The sequence below is a fragment of the Enterococcus sp. AZ109 genome (assembly GCF_051714625.1).
GTDB lineage: Bacteria > Bacillota > Bacilli > Lactobacillales > Enterococcaceae > Enterococcus_A.
The window spans coordinates 1,707,937-1,723,482 of sequence record NZ_JBIOSF010000001.1 but is presented as its reverse complement, the minus strand read 5'-3'; the positions used below and the strand labels follow the sequence as shown (position 1 = coordinate 1,723,482).

Sequence of the window (15,546 nt, the reverse complement as noted above, 5' to 3'; positions counted from 1 at the left end):
GAGCTTCTTTTTTTGGTATACAAGTCTTACAAATGTAGCACCGTAGACGAAACCCGTACTATGGTGCTCATGGGAGGAGCGAAATTACCCGATTAAAAAAACTAGGTTAAGGTACTGCTCATTGGAAGAAAAAATGAGCTGGATAAATTGTAGGCTCCTTATAGCTAAAGGCGTCAGTTCATTTCTTAAGTCATCTACCACACCGGGGAAGTAACTAGACTTCTCTAAACCTGTTTTTACCCGATTTAAAGCTGAACGTTCATTGTTACTCAAGTTGAGTTCTAAGAGATCATTAATACGTATAAGCAAATTTTTCTCTAGGTCTTTTTTCTTCATTGATTTCTCACCATTTTGCTTTAGGTGACCAAGAGCCTCCTCCTTCAATCAGCTGTAACTCAGCCAGTGAAGTTCCTTTTTCTCACTTCTTTAAATTTTCTGTTGTTCCAATGAGTACAGTCTTCATTCGTCGGTCTTTAATCAGATAATCTTTTTTGATGCATTCGGAAACGGCCTTAAAGCTAAAGTCCGATCGATTTTTTGAACTAAGCACACAGCAATGATAGTCACTGTGTACTTAGTCAGTCCTTTATGCTTTGTTCCCCAAATAAATGTTAGCTATCACACCTAATGTAAAAATAAGAGTTCCTAATAAAAAATTACCAACTGAAAAATTCGGTGAACCAGACAGCAGAATCCATGCAACCAACACGAACACTAATACTTGGAAGATACCTTTGATAAAGGCTTTTTTAATTCCATCCATGTTTCGGTTTCTTATTATAGCCAAATGTAATACAACCACCAGCTACTGCTCCACCAGCAATTCCCCGCAGTTCCTGTGCATTTAATTTTTTGATCCTTTTCATAGGACGTCGCGCTCCTTTAATTAAGTACCAGTTCGAGAATTTATGGGATATGGATTTTCAGGCCAGTTATTGATACACTACATCATAATTCTATCGCTTGGAATATTTTATGGTGTGTGCACTTCAATTTACTTTTATAAATCCGATTAAATTCTGTTGGTTTAGATAGTTTTCAATAATGTCTGCATAAAGTAATCAGGTCGTATACAAACAGCACCGCAACCAAAATTCCGGTTGCGGTGTATTTTTTTGTTAACGTGAAAGGCATCTAAGAAGAATTCATGTCTCGCAGCGGCACCACTGAGTTCATCAAACACGTCCTTTGTGTAACTAGAACCACCATCACCATTGTCTATGGCTCGCAAGTTTTAGATAAACCGGCAGACTATCGATGATATAATTAAGTTAATGGAAACCGGACTGACAGCTGTGGGATTTACTCAGAATGGAGAAGTGAGAGTATGAAAAAAATAGCCGTATTACTACTAGGAGTGATCGTTCTATTGTTACTCGCGTTCGTCGGTACAAATTACATGACAAGCAATTCTGCACCCACCAATTATGTAAGCAGCTCAAGTGGCACTTCTTCAACAAGCACTGAGGATACTCGATTTACTGAGAGCAGTTCGACATTGCCAGAAGATAGCAGCTTTTTGGAGGGGTATTATTGGAATGGCTATCTTGATCAGCGAAGAAAAATCCGAATCTCTTCAGAGGAAGAAAAATACTTTGAACCGTTATCCACTAGCCAAATATCAGATGTTTCCCAAGATCCGGCCTACTCTTGGTATCAACTGGATGGTGTACCCACTAAAGTTCAAAACGGAAGTTATGTAAAAGTTCATTTTAGAGGGCCTATCCAGCAAAGTAATCCAGCTGTCATTGCGAATGTCACAGATGGTGAAATAAACGATTGAAAGACCGAAAAACTGATCTGAGGACTACTGGCATATTCCAAAGAAGGTTTTATTCGCAGTTAATCAGCGATCATGGGTAAGTTTCTTTCATAAAATTATACGCTCACAGGACTATAATCGCAAATACTACAGTGGAAAATGGGTGTTAGCTTCCTCTGCTACAGAATAAGTTTCTATTGGATTAGAAGCATTAGTAGCTATCATTACTGACTTTAAGCTCACCGTGCATTATAATATACTTTAAATGCAGTGGAAGAGGGTGAGCTTATTCATGGAGAAAATCGATCGTTATTTAGCCTTCGCCAAAGAGAATAAAGATACTTTTATTGAGAAAGTAGTCAGAGGCAAATATCCTGAGAATAAACGAGATGCCATTTTTATGGCTGGAAGTCCTGGTGCTGGAAAAACAGAAGTCGTTGCGGGATTGGCCGAAAACTACCAAAATTATGTTGTTATTGATGCTGATTACTTCAGGACACAATTTCCTGACTACAATGGAACAAATTCTAGCCTTTTTCAAAAAGCTTCCTCTTGGCTAGTTGAACAATCACTAAAGTTTGTTTTGGAGGAAGGTTACTCATTTATCCTGGATGCAACCTTTGCGATTTTAAGCGCCGAAAAGAATATCACTCGAGCGTTGAAGAATAATTACAGCATCACTATTTTCTATGTCTACCAAGATCCTAAAATTGCATGGGAGTTTACAAAACAGCGTGAAGTTACAGAAGGACGTCACGTTCCAAAGAAAACGTTCATCAACGCTTTTTTCAAATCAAGAGAAAATATTGAAAAAGTAAAATTAAGACACCCGGAGATATTACTGCACATCATCATTAAAGATTATCAAAATAATGTATCTGAGAGTTATTATGCCGCAGACAATGTAAATTTAGTACTGCCCTTACAATATATTCAAAAAGAACTGGAGGAAGAATTAAATGACTGAAAAAGAAGAAGTCAAACGAATTGTTGAAAAATACAACAATAGCATTTCTGATTTGTCAGAAAATGCCACGGCTAAAGAATTCAAAACGTTCATGAAATATATTGCTGATCAAGCAAACGAGAGACAGCGTAAATTGGTTGGGTTAGATAAATAGTACGGAAAATTAGTTGAAGATTTATTCGTGAGAGATCAAATATTGTTAGTCGATTAGCCCTTTTATCATGTGAAAAAAGCATATGCAGTGACCTGGGTTTAAATTTCCAGGTACATTACACATGCTTTTTTATTATACTCCTAACTCAAATACTTAAACAACTTACTATCCACTGCATCCTTCAAGCGCAAATCCATTTCCACCACATTCTGCTCTTTGCCTTCTTGGGTTGGTTTCGAAAGCTGCTTGATTGTATCTTGGATCGGTACGGCTTCACCCAAATAGTAAAATTCAGTGCCTTCATCGTCAGACTTTTTCACGAATAAATAGACTGTCCACATGTGGATATCCTGCAATGCTTTTACTTCAGGGGATGCTAAGGTTCTTGGTGATTTGGTAAACCAGCGCATGGTGTTCTCGTCAATCAGCTCATCTTCATAAGCCATCTGAGCACCTTTAAAGTCTTCGCCCTTTTGCAAGGTGATGAAGATGACGAACTTCCCGTCCTTATAGGTATAGCCGCCAATGTTTTGATCCACCATCTGTTCCTGCCACTGAAGCATCCGCAGCACATCCCGTCTCCGGTATTTAGCATAACGGGTTAAGGGCTGATCAGGAGCAAAGCTTTCTGATTTGTAGAAGCTGGCTGCCAGCAAGTCTTCCAACAACTTTCTAAAATAATCATTTTGCAAAGCCTTGTGGAAAACTTCAGTTAAGTACACTGTAGAGTTATCCACGTGGATAAGTTCGGCACCTTGATAGGTTTTCTTCTGTCCACCTGTGTAAAAGGCTAAGGAAAGAGTTCGCAGGACTGAAGATAGGATGGCTTCATCATAAGACAAATGACAAATTGTAAACAACTGCTGGATGTCTGCAGTCGATAGCTCCGATTGCTCTTTCACTAATTTAGATAGCAGGACAATTTCGTGGGGGCGAATTCCTGGTAAAATTTCCCGAGACAAAAACATCAAAAACTTGTTTTCTTCTGCAGATAACGTTCCTTCATTGTCCTTCACCTTCGTCAAAAATGTATAATACGAATCAAACTTATTGGCAATCAGCATCGGATCAAGTACCTGCTGCTGGATAAAATCAGTCAACAGAGGAACTCGGTTCAAACGATTCTTGAAGGATGAATAAATCTGTTTCAATTCCTTCATCGAATCCAAAGCGGCATCGTCGATCGATTTGAAGATCCGTTCTTTGGCCACTTCTTCAAAGTTAATGGTAGACAAGCCAGTAATAAAGTTGGTATCAAAGGTATCTTTGCGAAGATTGTCCTTGTTTCGTGTAATATCGCCAGAAAGAGCCATAGGAATCATATAATTGTTCTTATAGTTTCCGATAAAGTCGATGATTGTCACGAATTCTTTGGACTTATCTTTCCGCAATCCGCGTCCCAACTGCTGGACAAAGATAATACTAGACTGAGTATTCCGCAGCATTACCACTTGATTGATTTTTGGAATGTCGATCCCTTCATTAAAAATATCCACGGTAAAGATGTAGTTAAGCTCACCCGATTCTAGGCGCTCAATCTGAGCTTCTCGTTCGTCAATCGTATGCTCACCAGTTAGATACGTACTAGGAATTCCAGCCTTATTGAAGTGATCGGATAATTCCCGCGCTTCTTCCTTGCGGCTACAAAAGACCAACCCTTTAGGATTATTTCCCGAACAACCATAGTAGTGGATTTTTTCAAGTAAGAAATTTACTCGTTCTTTAGTAGTCAGGTATTTCAAATCAGTAGTTTCCGAAATGACGACCTCGTTCTTCTCATAATCCGTTACCCCAAAATAATGAAAAGGACACAGCAAATCTTCTTCCAACGCTTCCTGCAGGCGAATTTCATACGCAATGTTGTAATCAAACAACTCAAAAATATTGAAATTATCGGTCCGCTCAGGTGTAGCCGTCATCCCTAATAGAAATTCAGGGTCAAAGTAGTTTAGTGTTTTCAGGTAAGATTGCGCCCCGGCTTTATGAACCTCATCAATTAAAATATAGTCAAAATAATCTTTCTCAAAGAGCTCTTGATAAGCTGGCTTGGAAATCGTTTGGATAGTGGCAAACAAATATTTGGCATCGGTGTCCTTTTGACTACCCGACAAAATACCAAATTGCTCAGTAGGATCTCCTAACACTTTTTCAAAAGATTCTTTGGCTTTATTCAAAATCTGTTCGCGATGAACGATGAACAGCATCCGTTTCGGCTTAGCTTGCAACACATCGAAAGCGGCCAAATAAGTTTTCCCCGTCCCAGTTGCCGAAATGACCAGTCCCTTTTTGGCACCCGTAGCTCGCAGGTCCTTTAAATTTTTCAAAGCTACTTTTTGCATCCGATTGGGCACGATGTATTGAGTCAGCGCTTGATCGACAGTGGCGGCAGTTGCCAATTGCTGATTATTGATAGTTGGCTGATAATTCTTCCGATAGTTAGTAACCCAATCAGGAGACAAAGCTTCCGCCTGCTCCCACTCACTAACTAAATGATTCTGAATCTGGTGAATTACTTCGCCATGCTCATAAGAAGTCAGGCGAATATTCCACTCATAATTCAACTTTAAGGCACTCATGGTCAAATTCGAACTACCGATAATAAACGAATGATAATCTCGTTGAGAAAAAAGATACCCCTTAGAATGGAACCCCGTTTTGGCAGAAATCCGCACCTCAAGATTATCAATAGCTAAAAGCGACTCAAACATATCCGGATGATTAAAACCCAAATAAGTCGAGGTCAATAAACGCCCGGAAATCCCGCGATCCGCCAGATCAGAAAGATGCGACTTCAAAGCATTCAAGCCATCCTGTGTTACAAAAGCCACTGAGAAAAAGAAATCCGAACAGGTATCAATTTCTTCCTGCAAGACATTTAACAGGAACTCTTTTTCTGCTGGACGATTAATAATCAGCTTTGGATCATAACGTGAGCCTTCAATTTCTTTATTCATAAAAGCTTTTTTCAGTGACTGCTCTAATACATCCATAAGCAACTCCCTTATAATTTGCTAGTTTTTAATTTCTCAACGGTCGGAATATCGGCAGGTGCCCACTCAAGAGTACCCAACTCCTCAACAGGTAACCACTTGATCGCTACATGCTCAGTCAGTTGCGGTTCGCCTTGTTGCAGGTGACAGATGAAGGTAGTCAAATGCACAATGCCAAAATCGTATTCATGTTTTGTCGATTCAAATAGTTCGTCTTCAACCGTAACAGTAATTAATAATTCCTCAGTTAATTCACGCTTCAGTGCATCTATAGGTGTTTCATTAGATTCAATCTTACCTCCGGGGAACTCCCAGAAATTGGCTAAAGATTTTTCCGGCCCACGTTGGGCACATAATATTTTTCCATTGTCGACAATGATTGCGCCGACGACTTCGATTGTTTTTTTCATGATGAACTTCTTTCTAAAATAGAGTATGTAGGTTTAATTATAGAGGAAGTTGGGGGAAATTGCAGCAAGGGGGGGATTATGATGAAAAACCGGCACTTTATGAAAGGGGTTTCTGATGATTTGGAAAAACTAAGTATAATGAGGATAAGGACTTTTTCCTTTTAATCTAGAGGAATAGTTTTGATAAATGGATAAACATATTCATTGATAGTAATGAGGTTCAAATCTAAAATAGTGGAATGTAAATAAGTTATTTTCTTGATCATCTTTATCTGCAAGAGTTGATCAAATCTAAAATAGTGGAATGTAAATGAAACTAAGACACTTATTCAAGCGATCTTATATCTGTCCAAATCTAAAATAATGGAATGCAAATGAATCAATTGATCCTAAAATACTCCCTTCTACAAACGTGAAACCATGATCTTGAACTACCTAATCTACTAAAGCCCCCAACCATTTGCCACCCCCACCCATCTAACGTATCCTTAACCTATAACCCAAAAAGGACCAACAGGAGGCCACCAATGAAAGCGAAGTTCTTTTCAATCAAAGAAATAGCAGAGATGTACGGGATCTCCACCCATATCATCCGTCATTATGAAAAAATCGGCTTATTGACGCCCGAGCGGACTGAGAAAAATTATCGCGTGTACACCGAAAAGGAAATCTATATATTAAACATCATTCGCGACCTGCGGGAGCTGGATGTGCCGCTGGAAGTTATTGAAGGGTACCTGAAGGATCGAACCTTGGCGACCACGCAAGAAATCTTCCGAGAAAATCAGCGCTTACTAAAAGAAAAGATTGCTCTAATGGAGAAAAAGCTAGCAGGTGTTACGGCACGAAATCAGCTTTTGGATCAATTGCAGAAACAGGAGCTGCCCATCGAACGTATCGTAATCGAAGAAAAAGAAGCCCGACCATACTTTTATAAAACAGTTGATTATACGAATGAATCAGAGTTCGAAACGGCGATGCGCTCGTTGTATGGTGAGGTGCTGGAACAAAGCAACACTTACGACTTTCACTTCGTCGCTGGGATTATCGCTGATAGTGAAAAGCTGCGATACGAAGGGATTTTATTTCTAACCGATTCCGAGACTGCGGGTGTGGATGGACAGTATGGCTGCTTAGAAGCTGGAACTTATGCCAGCTACTTTTATCAAGGTCCTTATGAGCGAGCAGACGAGCATCTGACGAACATGAAAGAACAGCTGAAGAAGCGGGGACACCAAGGGATTTTGCCTTTCTACGAGTTTTATTTGATTGATTTTCATGAGACTCAGCATAGCGACGAATTTTTGACGGAGATCCAAGTGAGAGTTAAAAATTGACCCTATAACCGTTATAACCCCTATACTTTTCTTATCAGGAATTTCTAGGAGGAAATAGAATGGATAAAAAATACGATGTGATTATCATCGGTGCTGGGTTTGCAGGACTGGCAGCCGGTTTATCATTAAAGAAAAACGGATTTAACACGGTTATTCTGGAAGCACGTGATCGTGTAGGCGGCCGAACGGAAACAAAGTGGCTGGAAGATGGTACCCAGATCGACTTAGGTGGCCAATGGTTAGGACCAACGCAGGATCGGATGTATGAACTAGCTGATCAGTATGGTGTACCGACTTTCCCATCGCAATTATTTGGCAAAGGGCAGTACCATTATTTGGATGGCGTTCATGACAATGAACCAGAAGAAATGCTGGAGCTGCTTGAAGTGATCGATAAGTTAGCGGATCAGGTTAATTTAGACCAACCGCATCAAAGTCCGGAGATTGCTACACAAGATCGGATGACCCTAGCAAGCTGGTTAAGCTTACAAAGCGAAGATAAAGAAGTCGCTAATTTTGTTGGTCGGATGCTGGCAGGCGGTTTGCTAGCTTCTGATGCCGGCGAAGTTTCCCTGTTCCAAATGCTGTATTACATTAAAGCCGGTAATGGTGTCCAGAGTTTACTTGGCGCAAAAGGTGGCGCCCAGCAGGATCGTGTTGTGGGAGGTCCGCAAGCAATCGCTGAAAAAATGGCGGAAGATTATGGGTCAGTCTACTATCAGCAAGTAGTCAAAGAAGTCACGAAAACCGATGAAGGTTACCTTGTGGAAACAAGATCTGGCGAACAATACGCAGCAGCACATGTATTAATTGCCGTACCGCCAACTGTTGCAAATTCGAAAATCACCTTTACACCGGAATTGCCGGTTTGGAAGAAAAAGACCTTACAAAGCATCTTACCAGGCAGTGCCTCGAAGTTCCATGCGGTGTACGAGAAATCTTTCTGGCGGGATGAAGGTCTATCTGGACAACGGAACATGAGTGAAGGGCTGATTATCGAAAGCTTAGATAATTCGCTGGAAGATCAAAAGAAAGGGATTCTGACCTTTTTCGTTTACGGGATCGACTCGATTCAATTAAGCAAGCTGCCGGAAGCTAAAAGAAAAGAACTGCTGATTGAAGAGCTGGTCCATCTTTATGGTGAGCAAGCGAGAAATCCAGAGCACTTTATCACGCAAGACTGGAACGAAGAACCCTTTACCAACGGCTGCTTCTCTGGTCACTTCACACCAGGCGGTTTCATCAAATATGGTGAATTCCTACAATCAGAGGTAGATGGCATTCATTTTGCGGGAACAGAGACTGCAACAATCTGGAACGGCTATTTCGAAGGTGCGGTTCGTTCTGGTGAACGGGAAGCGCAAAAGATTATGGCTAAAAGTGAAAGCAAATCTAAAGAATAAACAAAAGGTCTCGCTGAAAAAGCGGGCCTTTTTGTGCTGGTTTTCGCAACACTCCTAATAAACAGTTCAAAATAATTTATCCTCTAAAAAAAGATTCAAAAAATCTGTCACAATCCCACCATTTTCCTGTCTAATAGAGTAAAGGAGTGATTTGTTATGACCAACGATGATAAAACCAATCAGCTAATTGAAGAAGCAATATCCGGAAACCGTGAATCCTTGGAACTGCTATTAATAGATGTTCAAGACGTGATCTTCAACCTATCTCTCAGAATGCTGGGGATTATCCCTGATGCAGAGGACGCAACGCAAGATATCTTGGCTAAGGTGATGACAAATTTAGCTACGTTTCGTAAGGAAAGCAACTTCAAAACTTGGGTCTATCGGCTTGCCACTAACCATCTGATCGACTATAAGAAATCTCTGTTTTCCAAGTATCCGTTGGACTTTGACTACTATTCTAACGACATAAAAGCTGGTTTTCTGGCGACCAACGATGATTTGATGCAAGGCATTAGTCAAGAAATTTTAGCGCAAGAACTGAAAATGTCTTGTACGAATGTGTTACTACAATGCTTGGACCCGACGACTCGCTGTGTATTCATATTAGGCACCATGTTTAAGGTGGATAGTAGAATAGCAGGTGAGATCTTAACTATGACCCCTGAGAGTTATCGTCAAAAATTATCCAGAGCACGAAAAAAAGTGGGGGAGTTCCTGTCCGCTCATTGTGGATTAACCGAAACGGGCTTTTGTTCCTGTGAAAAGCGGGTAGGCTATGCCATTCAAAATAAGCGCCTGAATCCCAAAAAGCTGGAGTATCAAGACTTGAAAAAGATTAATCCAGAAATATTAGTAGACTATATGGAAACGATCGAGCAGCTGGATGATCTGTCCGCCGTATTTTCCGAACTGCCAGCCTATCAGTCCAATATATCAGCCAAAGAATTTATCGATAAGTTAGTCCATTCTTCAAACATGCACAAAATACGGAACTTTCAAGGAGGAAGCACTCAATGAAATTAGAAAAAACGCTGGAATTCCTAACAATGTTGGAGGCAAATAATTCCCTCGACTGGATGAAAGATCACCGTGAGGAATACCAAGAGGCCAAAAACGAATTTCTGAGATTCCTGCAGGACTTAATTTCTCAGATCGCAGCATTCGATCCCTCCGTAGCTAACTTAGAACCTAAAAGGCTGATGTATCGACTCAACCGCGATACACGATTTAGCCATGACAAATCACCCTACAATCCAGCGTTCAGAGCGCATCTCTCGATTGCCGAAAGAAAGCCAATTCCTGCCGGTTATTATATCTGCATTCGACCCAGCAAATCTTTTCTAGGTGGCGGTGTATTCGCTAGTCAATTTCCTGAAGCCACCACATTGATTAGGGACCACCTACTGACCCATGGCAAAGAGTTTCAAAAAATTATCACTGCCAAGGACTTTACCGATAATTTTGAAGTGACCGGCCAGAAATTAAAAAATGTTCCGCGAGGATATGACAAAGACCATCCACTGGGTGACTATCTGAAACACAAAGCTTGGGCTATCGAATATGTCATGAGTGACCAAGAACTCCTGACGAAAGACCTAACTTTTACGGCAGAAAAATTTCGCCTAATGAAGCCATTGAATAGTTTTCTTAACGATGCCTTGTTAGGTTTCAAGATGCCAGAGCGGTGAAATGTTCCTCGTATCAAGTTTGTGTGGGACCTTTGATGTTTTATCATTGAATCAAAGAATTATTTTTGCATCTGTAAGTAGATTACCGATAGTCATCAGTGGCACTACCTTCTGTGTGACTAGTCTGATAAGTAGCGTATTTAGTGTATTTCTAAAAAGAATAGTAGAAAAGATAAATTTTATAATTCTTACTACTCACTAATCACAGAAGCTATCTGCACCCTATTCAGTTTTCAATGAACGAAGCAACCATCTGCGAAGTGCCCAACCTTTGCAGGTGGTTTGTTTTGTGTGAAGCGAATAATGAACTCGTGGGCGGCTTAATTAAGATTTTTCTTCTGTTTTTCCTGCGCTTTTCGTCGATTTTTTCTACGGAGCATTTGTGAAATCAAGTTGTACGGTTTTGGTTTTGTTTCTTCTTCGGGTGCATCTTCAGGTACTTCGGCGGGTACCTCTGAAACTTCTTTTGGTTTCTCAAGTGAAACCGTCGGTACTTGTGGCAATTCACGGTAACTGCTTTGTGTTTTCAATTCTTCTAATTTCTGTTGATTATCCACTTCCTCGACTTTCTTTTCTTCAGACACTTCAACTTGCTCGGTGACTGGTGTACGATTCAATAACGACTGATTTAAGGTAACTGGTTCGTTGGCATCGCCGAAAAATTCCTCCTTTTCAAAAATCGGTGTTTCAATCGTTTCGACATATTTCGCACTAACAGTTTCTTGGAACAAAGCCACACCGTCTTTTTCAAAGAGATCTAAGGTGGTTAGTAGCTCTAAATTTTCTTTGACTACTTCGGGACTTAAGTCTGTATTTGGGTCCTTCATAATCAGATTGTGTTTCTTTCCAGCATCGTTCAGAAACGTTCCGACTAATTTGATCATTTTGATAACTCCTTTCGTAAGTTTTTAGCATAGAGGGACAGGACAATATGCTAGTAGTCTCAAGGTACCGCCGTTTCTGTCGGACGGAATTGAGCAATGAGTGAGCCAGCGATGGACTTGGCTTTTTCAACGAAATTACGAATCGGGAAGACCCTTGAGCACAATTTTTTCCATTCGGCAGTGTCAAAATATTCTGCAAAGTAATAGAAGAATCGTTTCATAGTTCTGGTCGCTTTAGTTTTCGTAAATAGATATTTCACTAGATCTTGCAAGACCAATGCAAATTCTTCTGCACCTAACTGGTAGCGAACCCGTAAAGCCAGCAATAATTTGATGGTAGTGGCACTATCTTGCGTTTCATCGTAGAATTCCCCGATACGCTGTTCGAGTGTCTCGCGGGTGAGATTGAAGATTTGATAGTCGGTGAATAGTTGTTGTGACATAGTAATTCCTACTTTCTAGTTGTTATTTTCAATCGATCGATTTTTTTTGATTGTATTTTTGATTTTTTATAGGTTGTTTTCTATCTGCGGCCGTTGACTAAAAGATAAACCGTTTTTCCAGAAAAAACAACGTGTCCTTATTTGCAAAAGCCCCCTCTTATTTGCACAGCCAAAATACAGAAATGCGATCATAGCAAATTTTCAAAATTTTTCTATTAGAAAAAAGTGCAAATAAGAGGGGGGTAAAAATATTTAGCGATTTAGTCAAAAAGCGAGCAAAAATGGCCGATGACATGTTTTTATATGCCTCCTGAAGTCAGAGTAAACAAGAGGTATCTATTTGTTTTCTAGTTATTTAAACAAATTTAATCGTTTTCTACTATTTTGCCTGTTGATGAGATACTCTTCCGAAAACTTGGAAGCAGCTCTACTTGTTGGCTGATGCCCTGCCAATCGTTTCCAATTTTTCGCATTCTGTTATTTTCCCTCTGCTTTCTTTTTTTGGTGTTAATCTAATATTTTGTTTTTTTGTCCCGGCCGTTGATTAAAAGATAAATCATTTTTTGCAAAAAGACAAAAACGCTAACGTGCAAAAGACCCCTCTAACGTGCACGTTGAAAATGGGAAAATGTTGATAGATCAATGTTTTTGATTTTTAAGGGTGCACGTTAGAGGGGGGTAAAAAAAGTTAGCAAGAGGGCGAAAAATGGACATAAAAAGCTGCTGAACTGTTTTTCTAGTCTTCTTAATAAGTATAGTGAATAAGCGTTCTCTCCCCTTTTTTTAGTTATTTAAACACTTCTAATCTTTTTCTAATATTATGGGTTGCGATGAGAGTTTCAGTAGAGAGATTGGTCATTGAGCGGTGTTTTTGTTTTGCAGTATAATGAAAGTGAGGTGATCAAGATGGAAACGCATATTCAAGTAGCAGTAGAGAAGATTCAGCAAGCTAAAAGCATTACTTTTTTGACCGGTGCAGGGGTTTCGACGCCTTCGGGAGTGCCGGATTATCGCTCCTTGCAGGGGGTCTATCAAGGCATGGAGGCACCGGAATATTTGTTAAGCATCGATTGTTTAATTCGAGAACCGGAGAAATTCTATAACTTTGTAAAAAAACTCTATCATCCAACAGCTAAGCCCAATGTGATTCATCAGAAAATGGCTCAGCTGGAAAAGCGAAAACCAGTCTGGGTAGTCTCACAAAACATTGATGGCTTACATCAAGCGGCTGGAAGTCAGCACTTGGTGAATTTTCACGGGTCACTGTATGATTGCTTCTGCCGGAAGTGCGGGCAAGCCGTGCCTTGGCAAGAATATCTGGAAAGCGATCGCCATGAAAATTGTGGCGGACAGATTCGTCCAGGGATCGTTTTATATGGGGAAGGATTCACTGAAGATACCTTGAATCAGGCGGTTCAGGCAGTAAAAGTTTCAGATTTGTTAGTAATCGTTGGAACAAGCTTTCAAGTCCATCCGTTTTGTGATTTAATTTATGAGAAGAAGGAAACAGCGGCCGTTTTGGCCATCAATCAGACGCCGATTTATATTCCGGGAAGCTATGATTTTGTGGAAGCAGAAGGCAGTGCTGTTTTTAGAGAAGTTTAGGAGGAACGAGATGGAACGCACAGAAAAAGAAAAAATGATTGCTGGCGAATTGTACTTTGCTGGTGATGCTGAATTAGTGGCTGATCGCAAAGATGCCAGAGAAAAAATGCGCGCAATCAATGGTGAGACTGATAGCGCCCAACGATCACAGTTAGTAAAAAATACGTTCGGTAAGACCGGTAATCAAGTCTATGTAGAGCCGTCAATTTCTTTTGATTATGGCTACAACATTTTAGTAGGAGAAAATTTCTACTGCAATTTTAACAATATTTTTCTGGATATTTGTCCCATTACAATTGGTGATAATTGTATGTTTGGCCCCAATTGTCAGCTTTATGCGGCTACGCATCCGCTTGAGCCGGTAAAACGTAATAGTGGGATGGAATACGGCAAACCGATCACAATTGGTGACAATGTCTGGTTTGGCGGTGGTGTCGTAGTAGCTCCAGGTGTAACTTTAGGGAACAATGTCGTTGTGGCAGCCGGTGCAGTGGTTACGAAATCTTTCCCGGACAATGTAGTACTTGGCGGAAATCCTGCTCGTATTATTAAAACGATCGATGTGGATGGAGAATCTGATCAATTAGCAGAAGCTCGTCGTAAAATTAATTCCATCGATGAACAGCTGGTGGTCTTATTAGAAAAACGGTTGCAGGCGGTCACAGAAGTCACTGCCTATAAAAAAGAACATCAAAAAGATGTACTTGATCAAAGTCGGGAAATGGAAGTCTTGGACAGAGTCACCAGCCAGGTGCAAAACCCGTTATTTAAGGAGACGATTGGGGCGACCTTTGAAGACATCATGAAGCAATCCCGAAATTTTCAATCCAAAGAATTAGGTGAGTAGTATGAAGGATGGAATTAAACGTAGAGAAGCCATTTTAGAAGCATTAGGAGCAACAGAAAAGCCAATTAGTGCCAGCCGTTTCGCCAAAGAATATGGGGTAAGCCGCCAGATTATTGTGGGAGACGTTGCTTTATTAAGAGCTGCTGGTGAAAATATTATTGCTACAGCCCGTGGTTATTTATTGGAGCGCGCCTCGGCTCGTTTAACCAGTAAAATTGCGGTGCAGCACGATAAAAGTCAAGCCGAAGAGGAATTACGGACGATTGTGGCAGCCGGCGGCGAGGTCGTTGACGTCATTGTCGAGCATCCTTTGTATGGGGAATTGATTGGCGGACTGCATATTCGCACGCAGGAAGACGTCGACAATTTCCTAAAAAACTATCGCTCATCGAAGGCAGTCTTTTTATCCGAATTAACCGGCGGGATTCATTTGCATACGATTGCTTATGAAACCAACGAAGATTTTTCAGAGATTACCAAGGCTTTGTCAGATAAAGGGATTATGTACCAAGAAAAAAATTAGCTATATGCAAAAAAGTAGGAATCAAGGAGCGACCTGATTCCTACTTTTTTTGTATATAGCTAGCACAACTCAACTACTGCTGCGAGTTATCTTTCGGATTGCGGCCCCTTTATTTCTAAAACTTCCAAAATCTTCTGCATCTATCTGTATAAGATGGATCGAATAGAGCGTGAGCAATGCGAGTATCATTACCAGTAGAGAAGTCAAACCAAAACGTTGGAAAAAGAGGATGGAAAACAGCGGCCATTTCTTGATTGCAGGAAAAAGAGCAACTAGGGTAAAGAACACAACGATCGGATATTTCGTCAAGTCATACAGTTGGTTTTCGTAGAAGGAGAGGAACAAGCACAGCAGCGATAACAAATAAAGGTGGATCACTGGATACTCTAAGGAGAACACTTGAAAACCAGAATAATCAATCAGGAAATACAATTCTTGGCTCATATCTATATTTCGATACCAAGTCAAAGGAAGTAATAAGGGAATTGACAAGAATAGGAGAATAGGAAAATAGTTTTTGTACTTCATGA

Annotated in this window: 17 protein-coding genes; 10 read left to right on the top strand and 7 right to left on the bottom strand. The window is 40.4% G+C overall.

Annotated elements, in window-relative coordinates; translation table 11 throughout:
• Positions 1–84: 84 nt before the first annotated feature.
• Complete coding sequence (locus IGI42_RS08195; protein WP_438715341.1) at positions 85–336, bottom strand: bacteriocin immunity protein; 252 nt, start codon at positions 334–336, stop codon at positions 85–87.
• 250 nt (positions 337–586) lie between these two features.
• Complete coding sequence (locus IGI42_RS08190; protein WP_438715340.1) at positions 587–763, bottom strand: hypothetical protein; 177 nt, start codon at positions 761–763, stop codon at positions 587–589.
• A gap of 564 nt (positions 764–1,327) precedes the next feature.
• Between IGI42_RS08190 and IGI42_RS08185 the strand changes: the two genes are divergently transcribed.
• From IGI42_RS08185 to IGI42_RS08175, 3 genes are all read left to right on the top strand, one after another.
• Complete coding sequence (locus IGI42_RS08185) at positions 1,328–1,783, top strand: hypothetical protein (RefSeq protein WP_438715339.1); 456 nt, start codon at positions 1,328–1,330, stop codon at positions 1,781–1,783.
• A gap of 271 nt (positions 1,784–2,054) precedes the next feature.
• On the top strand, positions 2,055–2,729 hold the full coding sequence (locus tag IGI42_RS08180; RefSeq protein ID WP_438715338.1) for a zeta toxin family protein: 675 nt from the start codon (positions 2,055–2,057) through the stop codon (positions 2,727–2,729).
• Positions 2,722–2,883, top strand: a complete 162-nt coding sequence (locus IGI42_RS08175) for a hypothetical protein (RefSeq protein ID WP_438715337.1) — start codon at positions 2,722–2,724, stop codon at positions 2,881–2,883. Before IGI42_RS08180 ends, IGI42_RS08175 begins: the two co-directional genes overlap by 8 nt.
• Positions 2,884–3,023: 140 nt before the next feature.
• Here the strand turns inward: IGI42_RS08175 and IGI42_RS08170 are convergent, their stop codons facing one another.
• Both IGI42_RS08170 and IGI42_RS08165 read right to left on the bottom strand, forming a co-directional pair.
• Positions 3,024–5,873: a DUF3427 domain-containing protein gene (locus IGI42_RS08170; RefSeq protein ID WP_438715336.1), complete on the bottom strand. Its 2,850-nt coding sequence runs from the start codon at positions 5,871–5,873 to the stop codon at positions 3,024–3,026.
• A gap of 11 nt (positions 5,874–5,884) precedes the next feature.
• On the bottom strand, positions 5,885–6,283 hold the full coding sequence (locus IGI42_RS08165) for a (deoxy)nucleoside triphosphate pyrophosphohydrolase (protein ID WP_438715335.1): 399 nt from the start codon (positions 6,281–6,283) through the stop codon (positions 5,885–5,887).
• A gap of 527 nt (positions 6,284–6,810) precedes the next feature.
• Between IGI42_RS08165 and IGI42_RS08160 the strand changes: the two genes are divergently transcribed.
• From IGI42_RS08160 to IGI42_RS08145, 4 genes are all read left to right on the top strand, one after another.
• On the top strand, positions 6,811–7,620 hold the full coding sequence (locus tag IGI42_RS08160; protein ID WP_438715333.1) for a MerR family transcriptional regulator: 810 nt from the start codon (positions 6,811–6,813) through the stop codon (positions 7,618–7,620).
• A 59-nt stretch (positions 7,621–7,679) separates the two neighbouring features.
• Positions 7,680–9,023, top strand: coding sequence for a flavin monoamine oxidase family protein (locus tag IGI42_RS08155; RefSeq protein ID WP_438715332.1), 1,344 nt, complete (start codon positions 7,680–7,682; stop codon positions 9,021–9,023).
• A gap of 156 nt (positions 9,024–9,179) precedes the next feature.
• Positions 9,180–10,043 (top strand): RNA polymerase sigma factor, encoded by an 864-nt coding sequence (locus IGI42_RS08150; RefSeq protein ID WP_438715331.1) that lies wholly within the window; start codon positions 9,180–9,182, stop codon positions 10,041–10,043.
• Positions 10,040–10,714, top strand: a complete 675-nt coding sequence (locus IGI42_RS08145; protein ID WP_438715330.1) for a DUF2461 domain-containing protein — start codon at positions 10,040–10,042, stop codon at positions 10,712–10,714. Before IGI42_RS08150 ends, IGI42_RS08145 begins: the two co-directional genes overlap by 4 nt.
• Positions 10,715–11,034: 320 nt before the next feature.
• Here IGI42_RS08145 and IGI42_RS08140 read toward each other — a convergent pair whose 3' ends face one another.
• Positions 11,035–11,598, bottom strand: coding sequence for a DUF2922 domain-containing protein (locus IGI42_RS08140; protein WP_438715329.1), 564 nt, complete (start codon positions 11,596–11,598; stop codon positions 11,035–11,037).
• Positions 11,599–11,657: 59 nt separating this feature from the next.
• Positions 11,658–12,041: a hypothetical protein gene (locus IGI42_RS08135; protein ID WP_438715328.1), complete on the bottom strand. Its 384-nt coding sequence runs from the start codon at positions 12,039–12,041 to the stop codon at positions 11,658–11,660.
• Between the two features lie 906 nt (positions 12,042–12,947).
• Between IGI42_RS08135 and IGI42_RS08130 the strand changes: the two genes are divergently transcribed.
• The 3 genes from IGI42_RS08130 to IGI42_RS08120 are packed head-to-tail and all read left to right on the top strand — an operon-like array spanning position 12,948 to position 15,016.
• Positions 12,948–13,646, top strand: a complete 699-nt coding sequence (locus IGI42_RS08130) for an NAD-dependent protein deacylase (RefSeq protein WP_438715327.1) — start codon at positions 12,948–12,950, stop codon at positions 13,644–13,646.
• A 10-nt stretch (positions 13,647–13,656) separates the two neighbouring features.
• The gene (locus tag IGI42_RS08125) at positions 13,657–14,493 is read left to right on the top strand and encodes a chorismate mutase (RefSeq protein WP_438715326.1); all 837 of its coding nucleotides are present in this window, start codon (positions 13,657–13,659) and stop codon (positions 14,491–14,493) included.
• A gap of 1 nt (position 14,494) precedes the next feature.
• Positions 14,495–15,016: a transcription repressor NadR gene (locus tag IGI42_RS08120; RefSeq protein WP_438715325.1), complete on the top strand. Its 522-nt coding sequence runs from the start codon at positions 14,495–14,497 to the stop codon at positions 15,014–15,016.
• Positions 15,017–15,085: 69 nt separating this feature from the next.
• Here the strand turns inward: IGI42_RS08120 and IGI42_RS08115 are convergent, their stop codons facing one another.
• Positions 15,086–15,544: a hypothetical protein gene (locus tag IGI42_RS08115; protein ID WP_438715324.1), complete on the bottom strand. Its 459-nt coding sequence runs from the start codon at positions 15,542–15,544 to the stop codon at positions 15,086–15,088.
• Positions 15,545–15,546: the final 2 nt, after the last annotated feature.

Coding starts and splice junctions, on each gene's coding strand:
- IGI42_RS08195 (WP_438715341.1), bottom strand. CDS start 336: ATGAAGAAAAAAGACCTAGAGAAAAATTTGCTTATACGTATTAATGAT.
- IGI42_RS08190 (WP_438715340.1), bottom strand. CDS start 763: ATGGATGGAATTAAAAAAGCCTTTATCAAAGGTATCTTCCAAGTATTA.
- IGI42_RS08185 (WP_438715339.1), top strand. CDS start 1,328: ATGAAAAAAATAGCCGTATTACTACTAGGAGTGATCGTTCTATTGTTA.
- IGI42_RS08180 (WP_438715338.1), top strand. CDS start 2,055: ATGGAGAAAATCGATCGTTATTTAGCCTTCGCCAAAGAGAATAAAGAT.
- IGI42_RS08175 (WP_438715337.1), top strand. CDS start 2,722: ATGACTGAAAAAGAAGAAGTCAAACGAATTGTTGAAAAATACAACAAT.
- IGI42_RS08170 (WP_438715336.1), bottom strand. CDS start 5,873: ATGGATGTATTAGAGCAGTCACTGAAAAAAGCTTTTATGAATAAAGAA.
- IGI42_RS08165 (WP_438715335.1), bottom strand. CDS start 6,283: ATGAAAAAAACAATCGAAGTCGTCGGCGCAATCATTGTCGACAATGGA.
- IGI42_RS08160 (WP_438715333.1), top strand. CDS start 6,811: ATGAAAGCGAAGTTCTTTTCAATCAAAGAAATAGCAGAGATGTACGGG.
- IGI42_RS08155 (WP_438715332.1), top strand. CDS start 7,680: ATGGATAAAAAATACGATGTGATTATCATCGGTGCTGGGTTTGCAGGA.
- IGI42_RS08150 (WP_438715331.1), top strand. CDS start 9,180: ATGACCAACGATGATAAAACCAATCAGCTAATTGAAGAAGCAATATCC.
- IGI42_RS08145 (WP_438715330.1), top strand. CDS start 10,040: ATGAAATTAGAAAAAACGCTGGAATTCCTAACAATGTTGGAGGCAAAT.
- IGI42_RS08140 (WP_438715329.1), bottom strand. CDS start 11,598: ATGATCAAATTAGTCGGAACGTTTCTGAACGATGCTGGAAAGAAACAC.
- IGI42_RS08135 (WP_438715328.1), bottom strand. CDS start 12,041: ATGTCACAACAACTATTCACCGACTATCAAATCTTCAATCTCACCCGC.
- IGI42_RS08130 (WP_438715327.1), top strand. CDS start 12,948: ATGGAAACGCATATTCAAGTAGCAGTAGAGAAGATTCAGCAAGCTAAA.
- IGI42_RS08125 (WP_438715326.1), top strand. CDS start 13,657: ATGGAACGCACAGAAAAAGAAAAAATGATTGCTGGCGAATTGTACTTT.
- IGI42_RS08120 (WP_438715325.1), top strand. CDS start 14,495: ATGAAGGATGGAATTAAACGTAGAGAAGCCATTTTAGAAGCATTAGGA.
- IGI42_RS08115 (WP_438715324.1), bottom strand. CDS start 15,544: ATGAAGTACAAAAACTATTTTCCTATTCTCCTATTCTTGTCAATTCCC.